General features: G+C 70.6%; 11 protein-coding genes. 7 read left to right on the forward strand and 4 right to left on the reverse strand.

Features of this window, described 5'->3' with window-relative positions; all coding sequences use genetic code 11:
* Position 1: 1 nt before the first annotated feature.
* From P8T65_RS42390 to P8T65_RS42410, 5 genes are read left to right on the forward strand one after another with little or no spacing between them, the layout of a single operon-like run.
* Positions 2 to 2,032, forward strand: a complete 2,031-nt coding sequence (locus P8T65_RS42390) for a proton-conducting transporter membrane subunit (protein ID WP_316731895.1) — start codon at positions 2 to 4, stop codon at positions 2,030 to 2,032.
* Positions 2,029 to 2,991 carry a respiratory chain complex I subunit 1 family protein gene (locus tag P8T65_RS42395; RefSeq protein WP_230217033.1) on the forward strand — a complete coding sequence of 321 codons (963 nt, stop codon included), beginning with the start codon at positions 2,029 to 2,031 and terminating at the stop codon, positions 2,989 to 2,991. The genes P8T65_RS42390 and P8T65_RS42395 overlap by 4 nt, the downstream gene beginning before the upstream one ends.
* Positions 2,991 to 3,701, forward strand: coding sequence for a hypothetical protein (locus P8T65_RS42400; protein ID WP_316730772.1), 711 nt, complete (start codon positions 2,991 to 2,993; stop codon positions 3,699 to 3,701). Before P8T65_RS42395 ends, P8T65_RS42400 begins: the two co-directional genes overlap by 1 nt.
* Positions 3,701 to 5,326 (forward strand): proton-conducting transporter membrane subunit, encoded by a 1,626-nt coding sequence (locus P8T65_RS42405; RefSeq protein ID WP_316730773.1) that lies wholly within the window; start codon positions 3,701 to 3,703, stop codon positions 5,324 to 5,326. The genes P8T65_RS42400 and P8T65_RS42405 overlap by 1 nt, the downstream gene beginning before the upstream one ends.
* A gap of 3 nt (positions 5,327 to 5,329) precedes the next feature.
* Positions 5,330 to 6,808, forward strand: a complete 1,479-nt coding sequence (locus P8T65_RS42410) for an NADH-quinone oxidoreductase subunit C (RefSeq protein WP_316730774.1) — start codon at positions 5,330 to 5,332, stop codon at positions 6,806 to 6,808.
* A 132-nt stretch (positions 6,809 to 6,940) separates the two neighbouring features.
* On the opposite strand, the gene P8T65_RS42415 is transcribed toward P8T65_RS42410, so the two are convergent.
* A complete protein-coding gene (locus tag P8T65_RS42415; protein ID WP_316724587.1) occupies positions 6,941 to 8,032 on the reverse strand; it encodes an IS630 family transposase in 1,092 nt (363 codons plus the stop codon).
* A gap of 624 nt (positions 8,033 to 8,656) precedes the next feature.
* Between P8T65_RS42415 and P8T65_RS42420 the strand changes: the two genes are divergently transcribed.
* Together P8T65_RS42420 and P8T65_RS47545 are read left to right on the forward strand one after the other, a co-directional pair.
* Complete coding sequence (locus P8T65_RS42420; protein WP_316730775.1) at positions 8,657 to 9,175, forward strand: transposase; 519 nt, start codon at positions 8,657 to 8,659, stop codon at positions 9,173 to 9,175.
* On the forward strand, positions 9,153 to 10,004 hold the full coding sequence (locus P8T65_RS47545) for a DUF6093 family protein (RefSeq protein WP_399102454.1): 852 nt from the start codon (positions 9,153 to 9,155) through the stop codon (positions 10,002 to 10,004). The genes P8T65_RS42420 and P8T65_RS47545 overlap by 23 nt, the downstream gene beginning before the upstream one ends.
* On the opposite strand, the gene P8T65_RS42425 is transcribed toward P8T65_RS47545, so the two are convergent.
* The 3 genes from P8T65_RS42425 to P8T65_RS42435 form a co-directional block, all read right to left on the reverse strand.
* Positions 9,991 to 10,758 carry an enoyl-CoA hydratase-related protein gene (locus tag P8T65_RS42425; RefSeq protein ID WP_316730776.1) on the reverse strand — a complete coding sequence of 256 codons (768 nt, stop codon included), beginning with the start codon at positions 10,756 to 10,758 and terminating at the stop codon, positions 9,991 to 9,993. The two genes, P8T65_RS47545 and P8T65_RS42425, sit on opposite strands and share 14 nt — an antisense overlap.
* A gap of 35 nt (positions 10,759 to 10,793) precedes the next feature.
* The gene (locus P8T65_RS42430) at positions 10,794 to 11,969 is read right to left on the reverse strand and encodes a hypothetical protein (protein ID WP_399102457.1); all 1,176 of its coding nucleotides are present in this window, start codon (positions 11,967 to 11,969) and stop codon (positions 10,794 to 10,796) included.
* A gap of 152 nt (positions 11,970 to 12,121) precedes the next feature.
* Positions 12,122 to 13,741 carry an amino acid adenylation domain-containing protein gene (locus P8T65_RS42435; RefSeq protein ID WP_316730778.1) on the reverse strand — a complete coding sequence of 540 codons (1,620 nt, stop codon included), beginning with the start codon at positions 13,739 to 13,741 and terminating at the stop codon, positions 12,122 to 12,124.
* Positions 13,742 to 13,781: the final 40 nt, after the last annotated feature.

Genomic DNA, 13,781 nt, shown 5'->3' on the forward strand with positions numbered 1-13,781 from the left:
CATGATCCCGGCCGCCCTCGCGACGGCCACCGCACTGGGCGGGGCGGGCGCTGCGGCCGGGCCGGTCCTGCCACAGCGGGTGCGCGGCGCAGTGGTGGGGGTGCTGACGGCGGGCGTGGGGGTGGCCGGTGGTGCGTCGGGTGTGGCTGCACTGGGCGGGAGCCGCTGGTCGGACCAGGTACCCGGGCTGCTGCCGCTGGCCGGTGCGCACTTCGCGGTGGACGCCCTGTCCGGGCTGTTCATGGCGGTGGCCGGAGCCGTGGTGGCGGCGGTGGCGGTCTACGGCGTCGGCTATGTGGCCGGGCACGGCGCGCACGGCCTCGGCTCACGCGGCGCGCAGGCACTGCTGCCGCTGTTCTCACTGAGCCTGGTCCTGGTGCCGGCGGCGGCCTCGGTGTCGACGTTCCTGCTGCTGTGGGAGCTGATGGCGCTCACCTCGCTGCTGCTTGTCCTGGCCGAGCACCGGGCCCGGCCCGCCGTGCGGGAGGCGGCCCTCTGGTACGCGGTCATGACCCACCTGGGGCTCGTCCTGCTCCTGGTGGGCTTCATGGTGTACGTCGCCCAGGCGGGCGGCGAGACCTTCGCCGCCCTGCGCTTGGGGACCGGCGGCATGTCGCCGACCGTCCGTGGTCTGGTGTTCGTGCTCACCGCCGTGGCATTCACGTCGAAGGCGGGTCTGGTGCCGCTGCACGCCTGGCTGCCGCGGGCGCATCCCGAGGCGCCCAGCGCGGTGTCGGCGTTGATGAGCGCGGCCATGGTCAACCTCGGGGTCTACGGCCTCGTCCGCGTCGGGTTCGATCTGCTGGGCGGGGGACCGGCCTGGTGGTGGCTGCTGGTGATGGCCATGGGCGGCCTCTCGGCGGTGTACGGAATCCTGCAGGCCGCCATGGCCTCCGACCTCAAACGGCTGCTGGCCTACTCCACCTGCGAGAACATGGGGCTGGTCGTGCTCGGCGTCGGCGCGGCCGGCCTGTACGCCCACGCCGGGAACAGGGCGCTGGCCGGGCTGGCGCTGGCGGCGGCGCTGCTGCATGTCGTCAACCACGCCGCGTTCAAGGCCCTGCTGTTCACGGGCGCGGGGTCGGTGCTGCGGGCCACCGGCCAGCGGAACCTGGATCTCCTGGGCGGGCTGCGCGCCAAGATGCCCGTGACGGCCGGACTGCTGACGGTCGGCGCGCTGGGCGCGGTGGCGCTGCCGCCCGGCAACGGCTTCATCAGTGAGTGGCTGCTGCTGCAGTCGATGATCCACGGGCTGGCCGTGCCCGGGGTGACCACGGCGATCGTGATGCCGCTGGCGGTGGCGGTGATCGCCTTGTCGGCGGGCCTTGCGGCGTCGGTGTTCGTCAAGGCGCTTGGCGTGGGCTTTTTCGCCCGGCCGCGCGGCGAAGGAGCCGCCGCGGCCAAGGAATCGCCCGTGCTGATGCTGGCCGGGATGGGGCTGCTCGCGGCCCTGTGCGCGGTGCTGGCCCTGGTGCCGGGCCTGCTGGGCGAGGGCCTGCACCGCGCGGTCGCGGCGGTCGGGTTCGCGGGGACGGGGCCGGTGTCCGGTGGCGGGCTGCGGGTGCGGCTGGAGGAGGTGTCCGCCACGCTTTCCCCGCTGTGGGTGGTGGCGGCGCTGGTGGTCGCGCTGGGCGCGGTCATGGCGACGGCGGGGTGGGCGGCGCGGCGCCGGCAGCGGCGCACGCAGGACCGGTTGTGGGACTGCGGGGGCGGGGCGCCGACCCCACGCATGGCTTATACGGCCACCTCGTTCGCCGAGCCGCTGCAGCGGGTCTTCGACGATGTGCTCGCCCCCGAGCAGGACGTGGACGTCACTCCGGTGCGCGAGTCGGCGTACCTGGTGGAACGGGTGAAGTTCCGCAACCGGGTGCCCGACCGCATCGAGCACCGCCTGTACCGGCCGGTCCTCGGCCTGCTGGCCGCGGCCGGGCAGTGGGCGCGGCGGCTGGCGGGCGGCAGTGTGCACGCCTACCTCGGCTACGGCTTCTTCGTGCTGGTCGCCCTGCTTCTGGTGTTGGTGGTGGGCTGGTGAACACGGTCGGATACACGGCGATCGCCCTGCAGGTGGGCGCGGTGGTGGCCGGTGCGCCCCTGCTGACCGGATTGATGCGGCAGACGAGGGCGCGCCTGGAGGGGCGGGTCGGGGCCGGGGTGCTGCAGCCGTGGCGGGACGTGCGCAAGCTGCTGCGCAAGGAACCGATCACCCCCGTCGGCACCGGACCCGCTTTCCGCTGGGCGCCGCTGCTCCTGGTCGCCACCTCGCTGGTGCTGGCCGTCCTGGTGCCGCTGATCTCCACCAACACGCCGGTGCGTGCACGGGCGGATCTGATCGTGGTGGTGGCGCTGCTGGCGCTGGGCACGCTGGCGCTGGCGCTCGGGGGGCTGGACACCGGCACCGCGTTCGGCGGCATGGGCGCCTCCCGGGAGATGACCATCGCCGCGCTGGTGGAGCCGACCATCTTGATGGCGGTGTTCGCGCTGTCGATTCCGGCCGGGTCGACCAACCTGCCGGTCATCGTCGCCGGGGCCGCGGGCCAGCCGGCCCGGCTGGCTTCCCCGGCCGGGCTGCTGGCGATCGCCGCGCTCGCCGTGGCGGTGCTGGCCGAGAGCGGCCGGCTGCCGGTGGACAACCCCGCCACCCACCTGGAGCTGACCATGGTCCACGAGGCCATGGTGCTGGAGTACGCGGGCCCGGACCTGGCGCTGGTCGAGTTCGGTGCCCAGCTGCGGCTGACCGTGCTGCTGGGGCTGTTGGCCTCGTTGTTCGCGCCGTGGGGGATCGCCACCGGCGCCTCCCTCACGGCCGTGCTGCTGGCCCTGCTGCTGGTGGTGCTCAAGGTGATGGTCCTGGGCATGGCGCTGGCGGCGGCGGAGGTGTTCTGGGCCAAGGTGCGGCTCTTCCGCGTACCCGAACTCCTGGCCGGCTCCTTCCTGCTGGCGCTGCTGGCGGTGACCGTTTCGTACTTCCTGGGCGGAGAGGGGGGACAGTGATGAGCGAGGGTCTGTTCACCCAGTTGCTGGATCTGGCCTGCGGGGCGTTTCTGCTGGCCGCGGTGGTGGTGCTGTGGCGGCGCGAACTCGCCGCGATCGTCCGGATCTTCGCCCTCCAAGGGGTCGCGCTCGCGGTCATCGCCCTGGTGCTCGGGCTGCACGAGGACCGGTGGGGCCTGATCGTGGTGGCCGTGGGGATCGGCGCCCTGCGGGCCGGCCTGCTGCCGTACCTGATCCGCCGTGCCCTGAGAGCGTTCGTCGCGGAGCAGAACGGCGGGGATGGCGGGCTCGGCAGGCACGGCGGGAGCGAGGAGGCGCGCGAGACCCAGCCGCTGGTCAACGTCGCCGCGTCCTTGCTCACCGCCGCCGCGCTGACCCTGCTCGCCTACGCCGTCGCCAGCCCCCTCGTCGAGCTCGATCCGACCCCGGCCACCCGTGCCCTTCCGGTCGGCCTGGCCGTCGTGCTGATCGGTTTCTTCGTCCTGGTCACCCGGCGCCGCGCGCTGGCCCAGGTGGTCGGGTTCCTGCTGCTGGACAACGGCATCACCGCGACCGCGTTCCTGGCCGCCTCGGGGGTGCCGCTGATCGTCGAACTCGGCGTCTCCTTCGACGTGCTGCTCGCCGTCCTGGTCCTGCAGGTGCTCACCCTGCGGGTGCGGGAGGCGTTCGGCACCACCGACATCGACGACCTGCGGGAGCTGCACGACTGATGACCCCTGCAACGACCGCGCTCCTGCTCACCGCGCCCGCCGCCGTACCGCTGGTGATGTCCGCCGCGTACGGACTGACCGCGTTCGTCAGGCATGAAGTGCCTCAGCCACAGCTCGTGGAGAAACCGCGGCTTGCCAAGAAGGCTGTCGCTGTGGGGGTGGCTACGGGCCCGTCGCCCACGGGGAAAGCAGCAGATGCCGGGGAGCCGCTTGTCGAGTCCCCGGCACCGAGACGCCACACCGCCGACTGGGCCGCACTCGCCTCCCCGGCGGTGATTCTCACCTGCGCGGCGCTGCTGGCCGCGGACCGCGTCGGCGGCGGGTCCGTGTCCGCGTACTCCGGGCTGCTGCGTGCCGACGCCCTGACGGTCTGGATGCTGCTGGTCGTCGGCGCCGTCGCCCTCATCGCCTGCGCCTCGGCGCCCGCCCATCTGGCGGGGGAACGGGCCGCCGGCAGCGCGACGGCATGGACCGTGTGGCGCTACCACATGCTGGTACAGGCGTTCCTCGGCACGATGTGCCTGGCCGTGGTGAGCGCGAACCTGGGCGTGCTGTGGGTGGCGATCGAGGCGACCACCGTCGTTACGGCGTTCCTGGTGGGCCACCGCCGTACCCGTACCTCCGTCGAGGCCGCGTGGAAGTACGTGGTGATCTGCTCGGCCGGCATTGCGCTCGCCTTCCTCGGCACCGTGCTCCTCTACTACGCCGCCCGCCAGGCCGGCATCGCCGAGGCATGGGCCCTGGACTGGCCCACGCTGCTCGCCCGCGCCGACCGCCTCGACCCGGCGGTCACCCGGCTCGGCATCACCCTCGTCGTCCTCGGCTACGGCGCCAAGGCGGGCCTGGTGCCGCTGCACGCCTGGCTGCCCGACGCCCACAGCCAGGCCCCCGCCCCGGTCTCGGCGCTGATGTCCGGGGTGCTGCTGTCGGTCGCCTTCGCCGCGATCCTGCGCTACCGCGTCATCGCCGACGCCGCCCTCGGCCCGGACTTCACCCGCGTCCTGCTTGCCGGCATCGCGCTGCTCACCCTCGCCCTCGCGGCCGGCCTGCTGCTGGCCCAGCGGGACTACAAGCGGATGCTGGCCTACTCCAGCATGGAACACATGAGCCTGGTCGCCCTGGCCACGGCGATCGGCAGCCCGCTCGCCCTGGCCGCCGCCCTGCTGCACATCGCCGGGCACGGGCTGGCCAAGGCCACCGCGTTCTGCGGCTCCGGGCAGATCCTGCAGTTGCGCGGCACCTCACGGATCGGGCGGGTGCGCGGACTGCTCACCCAATCACCCTGGCTGGGCGCGCTGTTCGGGCTCGCGGTGGTGGCACTGCTGGGCTTCCCGCCGTTCAGCCTCTTCGCCTCCGAACTCGGCATCGCCCGCGCCGGATTCGCGGCCGGCGCGGGCCTGGGCTGGGCCACGGCCACCGCCTTGGCTCTGGTCCTGATCGCCTTCGCGGCACTGGCCACCCGCACCGCACGCATGCTGCTCGGACCCGGGGAGCCGACCGGGGAAAACCCCTCCGCTCTGTGGCCGCTCACCCTGGGTCTGGTGGCCTGCGCCGCCCTCGGTATCGCCGTCGGCCCGCTGGGCGACCTGCTCACTCAGGCCGCCGCCGTCCTGGAAAGGCCCTGACCGATGCGCACCGTGCACGACGTCGCCGCCGCCGAACTGCCCAAGCGGGCCGAGGCGCTGCTGCGCGAGGGGAGGCGCCTGGCCCTGGTCGCCGCCCACCACGACGCAGACGCCGTCCGGGTCGTGTATCTCTTCGTCTCCGGGCCGCCCGACACCCGCATCGAACTGCACATGCGCCTCGACCCCGCCCGGCCCGAGGTGCCCAGCCTGGCCCATCTCTCCTTCCCCGCCGGCCGGTTCGAGCGCGAGATGCACGACCTGCACGGCATCGTGCCCCTCGACCACCCGCTGCCCCGCCGCCTGGTCCGCCACTTCCACTGGCCGCGCGGCTGGTACCCGATGCACCCCGACGCCGGGGAGGCACCCGCCTTCGGCGAGCAGGAAGGCCCCTACCCCTTCCTGGAGGTCACGGGTGACGGCGTCTACGAGATCCCCGTGGGCCCCGTGCACGCCGGGATCATCGAACCCGGCCACTTCCGCTTCTCCGTCGTAGGCGAGACCATCCTCAAACTCAAGGCACGCCTCTGGTTCGTCCACAAGGGCATCGAGAAGCTCTTCCAGGGCCGCTCGGTGGCCGCTGGGCTGCCGCTGGCAGAGCGCATCAGCGGCGACACCGCCGTCGGCCACGCCCTCGCGTACTGCCTGGCCGTGGAGGAGGCCACCGGCACATCCGTCCCCGAACAGGCCCAGTGCGCCCGCGCCCTGCTGCTCGAACTGGAGCGCCTCCACAACCACGTCGCCGACCTCGGCATGCTCTGCAACGACGTCGGATACGGCATCCTCAACGCTCACGCCCAGCGCGTGCGCGAACAACTCCTGCGCCTCAACCACACGGTGACCGGGCACCGTCTGCTGCGCGGCGGCGTCGTTCTCGGTGGCAGCGCCCTGCACCACCTGCCCAGCCGTCATCAGATGGACGCCGTCGGCGCCGACATCCGCGAGATCGTACGGCTGGCGCTGGGCCACTCCACCGTCCACGACCGCTTCACCGGCACCGCGGTTCTCCCCTCCGAGGCCGCCCGTGACCTCGGCTGTCTCGGCTACATCGCCCGCGCCAGCGGCCTGAACCTGGACGCCCGCATCGCCCACCCCCTCGCCCCGCACGGCCGGCCGACCCACGTCCCCGTCCACACCACCTGTGACGTCCTGGCCCGCTTCCTGGTCCGCGCCGAGGAGATCGACGCCTCCCTCGCACTGATCCGAGAACTGACCGACTGTGTCGCCACCGGCGCGGTCCTCGGGCCCACGGCCGTCCCCGGGCAGGGACCGCGCAGCGGCGTGGGCCTTGTCGAGGGCTGGCGCGGCACCATCGCCACCCGCGCCGAACTCGCCGCCGACGGCACCCTGAAGCGGGTCAAGCCGGTCGACCCGTCCTTCTTCAACTGGCCCGCACTGCCGGTCGCCCTGAACGACACGATCGTCCCGGACTTTCCGCTGACCAACAAAAGCTTCAACCTCTCCTACGCCGGCAATGACCTGTGAACCGGTCGACAGGGCCTAGAAGCGTCCTGAAGATCTTGAAAATGCGCCCGGCTTGCCCTACTTGATGGCGATTGACATTTACCGGCAATCCAGGGTGAGTCGGGCGGCCAGAGCAAGATCTTCAGCGGTCTCCTAGTGTCCTGAGTCTTTGATTCGGTTCAGATATCCGGTGAGGCGTTCGAAGATCTCGTCAGCGGTCTTCGTCCAGACGAAGGGCTTGGGGTTGTCGTTCCAGTCGGCGATCCAGGTCCGGATGTCCTTCTCCAGGGCTTGGACGTTCCTGTGGACGCCACGCCGTATCTGCTTGTCCGTCAGCAGGGCGAACCAGCGCTCCACTTGGTTGAGCCAGGAGGCGCTGGTCGGGGTGAAGTGCATGTGGAACCGCGGATGGGCCAGCAGCCACTTCTGGATCGCGGGCGTCTTGTGGGTGGCGTAGTTGTCGCAGATCAGGTGGACGTCGAGATGGTCGGGGACCTCCTTGTCCAGCTTGGCCAGGAACTTCTTGAACTCCACCGCGCGGTGCCGGCGGTGGAGCGAGCTGATGACCTCGCCGGTGGCCGCGTTCAGGGCGGCGAACAGGGTCGTCACGCCGCCGCGCAGGTAGTCGTGGGTGCGGCGCTCGGGCATGCCCGGCATCATCGGCAGCACCGGTGCCGACCGGTCCAGTGCCTGGATCTGCGACTTCTCGTCCACACAGAGGACGATGGCCCGCTCGGGCGGGTCCAGGTACAGGCCGACGACGTCGCGGACCTTCTCGATGAACTGCGGGTCCTTGGACAGCTTGAAGGTGTCCACCAGATGCGGTTTGAGGCCGAAGGTCCGCCAGATCCGCGAGATGGTGGACTGGCTCAGGCCGCTGGCCGCGGCCATTCCCCGCGTCGACCAGTGCGTGGCGTTCTTCGGGGTGGTCTCCAGGGTCCGCACGACCACCTCCTCGACCTTTTCGTCGCTCACCGTGCGGGGCGGGCCGGGCCGCGGCTCGTCGGACAGGCCCTGGAGCCGGTCGGCCGCGAACCGCCTGCGCCACTTGGCCACCGTGACCGGGTGGACCCCAAGCTCCGCTCCCACCGCGGTGTTCGAACCACCCTCAGCACACGCAAGCACGATCCGGCACCGCAACGCCAGAGCCTGCGAGGACGTTGCTCGCCGCGACCAGCGCAGCAGCGTCTCTCGCTCCTCATCCGTCAGGACCACTTCGACCGTCGGCCGACCCATACGCGCCATGAGCCCAGCCTACTTCTTTAGCGAAATAAAGACTCAGGACACTAGGCAGGCAGTGCGTCCCAGGCCGACGATGACCATCCCGCAGTGAAGCAGCCAGACCGGTCAGCCGGGACTGAAGCGAAAGGACGTTCCGCAGCAACATCATCCCCGGCAGCGCCCGCTCCTGTTGCCTCGCGTCCTCTCGCTCGACAACGAGCCGTGCAGGCACACGACAGGGACGTGTCGGTCCATCGCCTCTGCTCACATGCCAAGCGGAGTTTCGGATGGCGCCATCCTTTGCCAGGTCTGTCCATACTTGGACCCCGTGCAGACATCGCTCGTAGTGGTGCGGGGCGAGTGTGCTGCCCGGGCCGGACCACGACCCCGCCGATGGTCTACCTCACCGGCCCGGCGCCCGGCTGATCGTCAAAGTGATCGGTGTCCACTGCTCACAGCACGTAATCTCTCGGTGACGACCGGCACGTCACGGACGAGTACCTGTACCCGGATTCACGGCCCCGGACGAGGGTCCGATCTCCGACACAGGCTTGACTCTGTCGGGGATCTTGGAGTTTCCCGGTGCGACGGCATGGTCAACGGGCATGCTCGGGACAGTTCAGGCCGATGAAGCTGTCGAGGTGTCCGTTGTCTCTTCGCCCTCGTTCCGGTGAGCAGGTCCCGTCTCTGACTGCGCGGGTCGCGCGGGCGAGCAACCCGGGCGGCACGACGGCGATATGGGTGCGGGACCGGCAGGACGGGCTGTGGCGCGACGAAGACTTCGCCGACTGGTACCCGCGGGACGGACGTCCGGGTCTGTCGCCTACTCAGCTGGCCACCGTCTGTGTGCTGCAGTTCCTGCTCGGCCTGTCGGACCGGCAGGCCGCCGAGTCGGTCCGCTGCCGCATCGACTTCACATATGCGATGGCCATGGAACTGGACGATCCCGGCTTCCACCACAGCGTGCTGGCCGACTTCCGGGACCGTCTCGCCGAGGACGGCCGCGCCGACCGCCTCCTCGACCTCCAGGCCCAAGACCAGAATCCTCGCCACCGGAAACGACGCCGTCCGGCTCCTGGAACACCTCTACCGGCACGGAGCTCACCGCACGTCCGGTCCTCGCGTCCAGGCTCTGCGCCAGATCATGGTGCAGAACTACCACCGTGACGCCGCGGGACACCTGCGCCGGCGCACCCCTGAGAAGGAAGGCGGGCCCGGACTGCCGCCCTCCGGGACGAGGGCGTTTGACGTGGACGGCGTACGTCGTGTCGTCAGCCGCATGCTCGACGACAAGCTGGAAGTGTGGCGCGACAGTGCAGGCCACGCGGACGACGTACTCGACGAGACCAACGGGAAGGTGATTCCGCGGACGCCGGATGAGGTCCTGATCTGGGACGGACTCGGCGCGGTGATGCCGCTGGGCTACCCAGCGATCACCAAGCCCATCGACGGCGTGGTCATCAACGAACCGCCGACAACTGACTACCAAGCCGTACTGCCGGTCGAGACCCCGGAGTTGAAGCCGGACGCTGTTGTGCGGATCGCGGGCTCGATTCGCCCCGGCGGGCCGCGTGACCCGCAACTCTTCGGCGTCGTAACCGGCGTCGAAGACGATGAGGATGTCGCGGTCCTCCTGGCTTGTCTCTGTCGGAGGCCCGCAGGTGGACGGGTGGCACGTGCCGCTGGGGGTGATCCGGCTGATCGCCGAGGTGAGCGTTCTCGGGGCCGAGCCGGAGGATGTGGCGGCTCCATGCGGCCGCGATGTACCCCAGGGGAACCGTTCCTGCCGCTCCTGTCGTGCTCGTCCTCGATTTCATCATGTCTCGACGATCTCGGTCCGAAGGCGCCCCGGACATCCGGGCACCGCCCTGATCCGACCCCGGCCTTCCCCTTACGGGACCTGGACTCACAACCCGTACATGACGAGGGGCGGCGGACCGGGACCCCGTCCGCCGCCCCGCTCACCGGGTCAACTCACCCCGTCAGTGCCCCTTGAAAACAGGCGCCCTCTTCTCCATGAACGCGCTCATCCCCTCCCTCTGGTCCTCCGTCGCGAACAGCGCATGGAACACGCGCCGTTCGAAAAGAAGCCCGTCGCGCAGACCGGTCTCCAGGGCCCGGTCGACCGACTCGCGGGCGGCCGTGACGGCGTGGCTGCCGTAGGAGGCAACTGTCGCGGCGGCTTCCGTGCCCTCGGCGAGGACGCGGTCGTCTGGGACCACCCGCGACACCAGGCCCGAGGCCTCCGCCTCGCGGGCGTTCATCGTGCGGCCTGTGAGGATCAGGTCCATGGCCTTGGCACGGCCGACCAGGCGGGTGAGCCGCTGGGTGCCGCCGATGCCGGGGATCACGCCGAGCTTGATCTCCGGCTGGCCGAAGACCGCTGACTCGCCCGCGATGATCAGGTCACACATCATCGCGAGTTCGCAACCGCCGCCCAGCGCGTAGCCGTTGACCGCCGCGATCTTCGGCGTCCGGAATCCGGCGAACTCCTCCCAGCCCGCGAAGTAGTCCTCCGCGGCCATGTCCACGGCAGACTTCCCGGCCATCTCCTTGATGTCGGCACCGGCCGCGAATACCTTGTCCGAACCGGTGACGACGAAGCAGCCGACATCCGGGTCGCGGTCCAACGGACGCAGTGCGTCGAGGAGTTCGGCCAGCAGCTCGCTGCTGAGGGCGTTCAGGACGTGCGGCCGGTGGAGTCGTACCGTGACGACGCGGTCATGACGTTCGACCTTGAGGGTATTCATCGACTCTCCCTCTCTCCTTCTCTCCTGACGGTCTGTTACGAATCCCAGATCGCGCCGTACGCGGGAATGCCGCGCTGCTCGAGACCGTGAACGACCTGCCAGGTCAGCTTCTTGTTGGAGATGCAGATGACAGCTTCGGCACCGAAGTCGCGGTACGCGGTGTACGCGAGCCGCACCATGTCCGGTTTGCCGTGCTGCGAGGTGTCCCAGACCAGCGCGTTCGGCTGGACGGCGAGGATCTCGTCGACCAGGCCGTCGCCATAGGTCCTGCGGGGATCACGCGTCGCCCACACGAGCCGTGAAGGCACCTCGGCGGCCAGCAGATGCGGCAGGCAGGGACCGATACCGCTGCCGGTGGCGACGTAGATCACCTTGCTGAACAGGGTCTCGATATTGGCGACCCCTGCCGTGGTGATGCCCTTGACCCAGACCTTCGGGGGCGCGTCGTCGATGAACGAGCCCGTCCAGTCGCCCGCACGGGAGATGGTCAGCCGGAAGCCGGGTTCGCCGGGTGAGGGCACGTTGGCGAAGGAGTGCCACTCGGTGAGCGGGCTGCGGCTGATGGCGGTGGAGGACCCCGCGAAGGGGGTCACGCCGTGGTCGAATCGGGCCAACGCGACGTGCGTGGAGGGCCGTTCGATCCGTACGTCCACCTTGCGCAGCCGCAGCCAGGGCAGGGCGACGCTGAAGGTGACCACGGCCAGCACCCCGAGGGCGACCGGCCCCTGCGCGCCCAGCAGCGTGTGCGTCCAGAACAGTGCGAGGGCGCTCCAGCCGCCGAAGCGGTGGATCTTCTCGAAGTGGTCGTGGAAGCGGGAGCGGAAGGGTGGCAGCGCGGTGACGACGATGACGACGAGCAGGACGACGAGGACCCAACTCACCGTGATGAGTGGCAGGGGGGCGCCATCGACGGTCACCACGACCGCCCCCGCGAGGAACCACACGGCTCCGGCCAGTGCCCCGCCCACGTGCAGTCCGCCGAAGTGGTACACCTTCCCGAGCGTCCACCGCGCCTTCAGCGGCCAGCTGTTCGGAGCCCAAGTCGCGAGCCGGAAGAAGAGGTTGATGACGTACTGCTGCCGTACAACCACGGCGAGCGCGAGGTTCACGAGGGACGCGTAGCCGATGGATTCGGCGTTCGGCGTCCAACTCGTCGCCAGCAAGCCGATGTTGGCCAGTATCACCAGGGCTGCCAGGCGGTTGTAGTGCATCAGGCGGGGGTGCTTGAGGAGGCGACGGGGCGCGGACGTGAGCGGAGGGAGTTCGGCGAGAGCCGCGGGAGGGGCGGGAGGCGCTGCGCGCGTGGCGCCTCCCGCCTCCACGGTTGAGGCCTCAGCGGACGAGGTCTCAACGGACGACGTCATCAGGCTGCCCCCTCTCGCACCGCCGGCACCGGCAGCAGGGGTGCTCCCTCGCCATGAACCGTCACCGCCGGCGCGGAGTGCCGTGCGGCCTCCTCCCGCTCTGCCGCCAGCCGAAGCAGTGCCGCCCGGTCGACCTTGCCCCGGTCCGTCTCCGGCAGAGCGGCCACGGGGAGGACCGTGGCCGGCACGCAGTAGTACGGCAGTACATCGGCCACCGCGCGCCGGGCCGCGTCCGGGTCGACGTCGGCCGGGCAGACGAAGGAGATCAGGCTGCGGGCGTCCCGCCTGAGCGTGACGGCGCGGGAGCAGCCCGCCACCGACTCCAGCACCGAGGAGACGGAGTCGAGTTCCACGCGGAAGCCGCGGACCTTGACCTGGTCGTCGGTACGGCCCAGATGTTCGAGTTCGCCGTCGGGCGTCCAGCGGCCGAGGTCGCGGGTACGGAACATGCGGTGCCCGCCGCCGAGGAAGGGGTCGGGGGCGTACCGCTCGGCGTTCAGCGCCTCGTTGTTCAAGTAGCCCGCCGATACGCAGTCGCCTCCGGCCCACATCTCGCCGACCTCCCCGATGGGCAGCGCACGCCGGTGCTCATCGAGAACGTACACCGTGTTGTTGGGGGTGGGGCGGCCGATCGTGAGCAGTGTGTCGTCCACGTGGTGGTGGCGCATCGTGTTGACGATCGTCGTTTCCGTGGGCCCGCAGGAGTTGTGGAAGGCGGACCGCCGGGCCCAGGCGTCCGCGAGCGGGCGCGGGCACGGTTCGCCCGCGACCGCCACCGTCCGCACACGGGGGCAGTCCGCCGGGTCGATCCCGGACAGCACCGTCGGCGTCGCGATCAGCACGTCCGCCGTACGGGCCGCCGCCGCGACGTCCTTGCCGCGGACGACGAGCGTGCCGCCGTGGGCCAGACAGCCGAGGATCTCCCAGGCGGCCATGTCGAAGGCGATGTTGAGGAGCTGGGCGACCCGGTCGCCGGGGCGGATGCCCAGGTCACCGGGCTCGGTGAGGAGGATGTTAGCGACGTTGCGGTGGGTGACCTTCACCCCGTTGGGCTTGCCGGTCGTGCCGGAGGTGAACAGGACATAGCACCCGTCATCGGGGCGCACGGGCCGCTCGAGACGGACCGGCCCTTCCGCGGGGAGGTTGGCGAGATCGTCGTCGTCGAGCGTGATCAGGCGGTGTCCGGCGTCAGCCGGAGGCACCCGCAGCATGTGCTCCGACTGAGTGAGGACGACCCGGGTTCCGGCGGTGCGGATGACGTGCCGCAGTTGACCGGCGGGCGTGAGGCCGATGTCCTGCGGGACGTACGCGGCGCCGGCCTTCAGCGTGCCGAGCAGTCCGACGAGCATCGGGATGGAGCGGCGTACGAAGAGGCCGACGTGATCGCCGGGCCGTACGCCCTCCCGTACGAGTCTGGCCGCGAGCCGGTCGGCACGACGGTTCAGCTCGCCGTACGTGATCGTCGTGCCCTGGTGCTCGGCGGCGACTGCGTGCGGCGCGGCGGTGGCCCGCCGTTCGACGGCGTGGTGGACGAGGGGGTCGGGGACGCGGACTTCAGGACCTTGGCCGAACTGCCAGAACAGGGCCCTGTCTCGGAGGGACAGATGGCTCAGGGGCATGCTTCACAGACCTCCTGGCTGTGTGGGGAGAAGACGCCTC

Origin of the sequence: Streptomyces sp. 11x1, assembly GCF_032598905.1 — a bacterium.
In the GTDB taxonomy this organism is placed as follows: Bacteria; Actinomycetota; Actinomycetes; order Streptomycetales; family Streptomycetaceae; genus Streptomyces.

Bases quoted from the DNA above. Each gene is read 5' to 3' on its own strand.
- P8T65_RS42390 (WP_316731895.1), top strand. From the start codon at position 2: ATGATCCCGGCCGCCCTCGCGACGGCCACCGCACTGGGCGGGGCGGGC.
- P8T65_RS42400 (WP_316730772.1), top strand. From the start codon at position 2,991: ATGAGCGAGGGTCTGTTCACCCAGTTGCTGGATCTGGCCTGCGGGGCG.
- P8T65_RS42405 (WP_316730773.1), top strand. From the start codon at position 3,701: ATGACCCCTGCAACGACCGCGCTCCTGCTCACCGCGCCCGCCGCCGTA.
- P8T65_RS42410 (WP_316730774.1), top strand. From the start codon at position 5,330: ATGCGCACCGTGCACGACGTCGCCGCCGCCGAACTGCCCAAGCGGGCC.
- P8T65_RS42415 (WP_316724587.1), bottom strand. From the start codon at position 8,032: ATGGCGCGTATGGGTCGGCCGACGGTCGAAGTGGTCCTGACGGATGAG.
- P8T65_RS47545 (WP_399102454.1), top strand. From the start codon at position 9,153: ATGGTGCAGAACTACCACCGTGACGCCGCGGGACACCTGCGCCGGCGC.
- P8T65_RS42425 (WP_316730776.1), bottom strand. From the start codon at position 10,758: ATGAATACCCTCAAGGTCGAACGTCATGACCGCGTCGTCACGGTACGA.
- P8T65_RS42430 (WP_399102457.1), bottom strand. From the start codon at position 11,969: ATGCACTACAACCGCCTGGCAGCCCTGGTGATACTGGCCAACATCGGC.
- P8T65_RS42435 (WP_316730778.1), bottom strand. From the start codon at position 13,741: ATGCCCCTGAGCCATCTGTCCCTCCGAGACAGGGCCCTGTTCTGGCAG.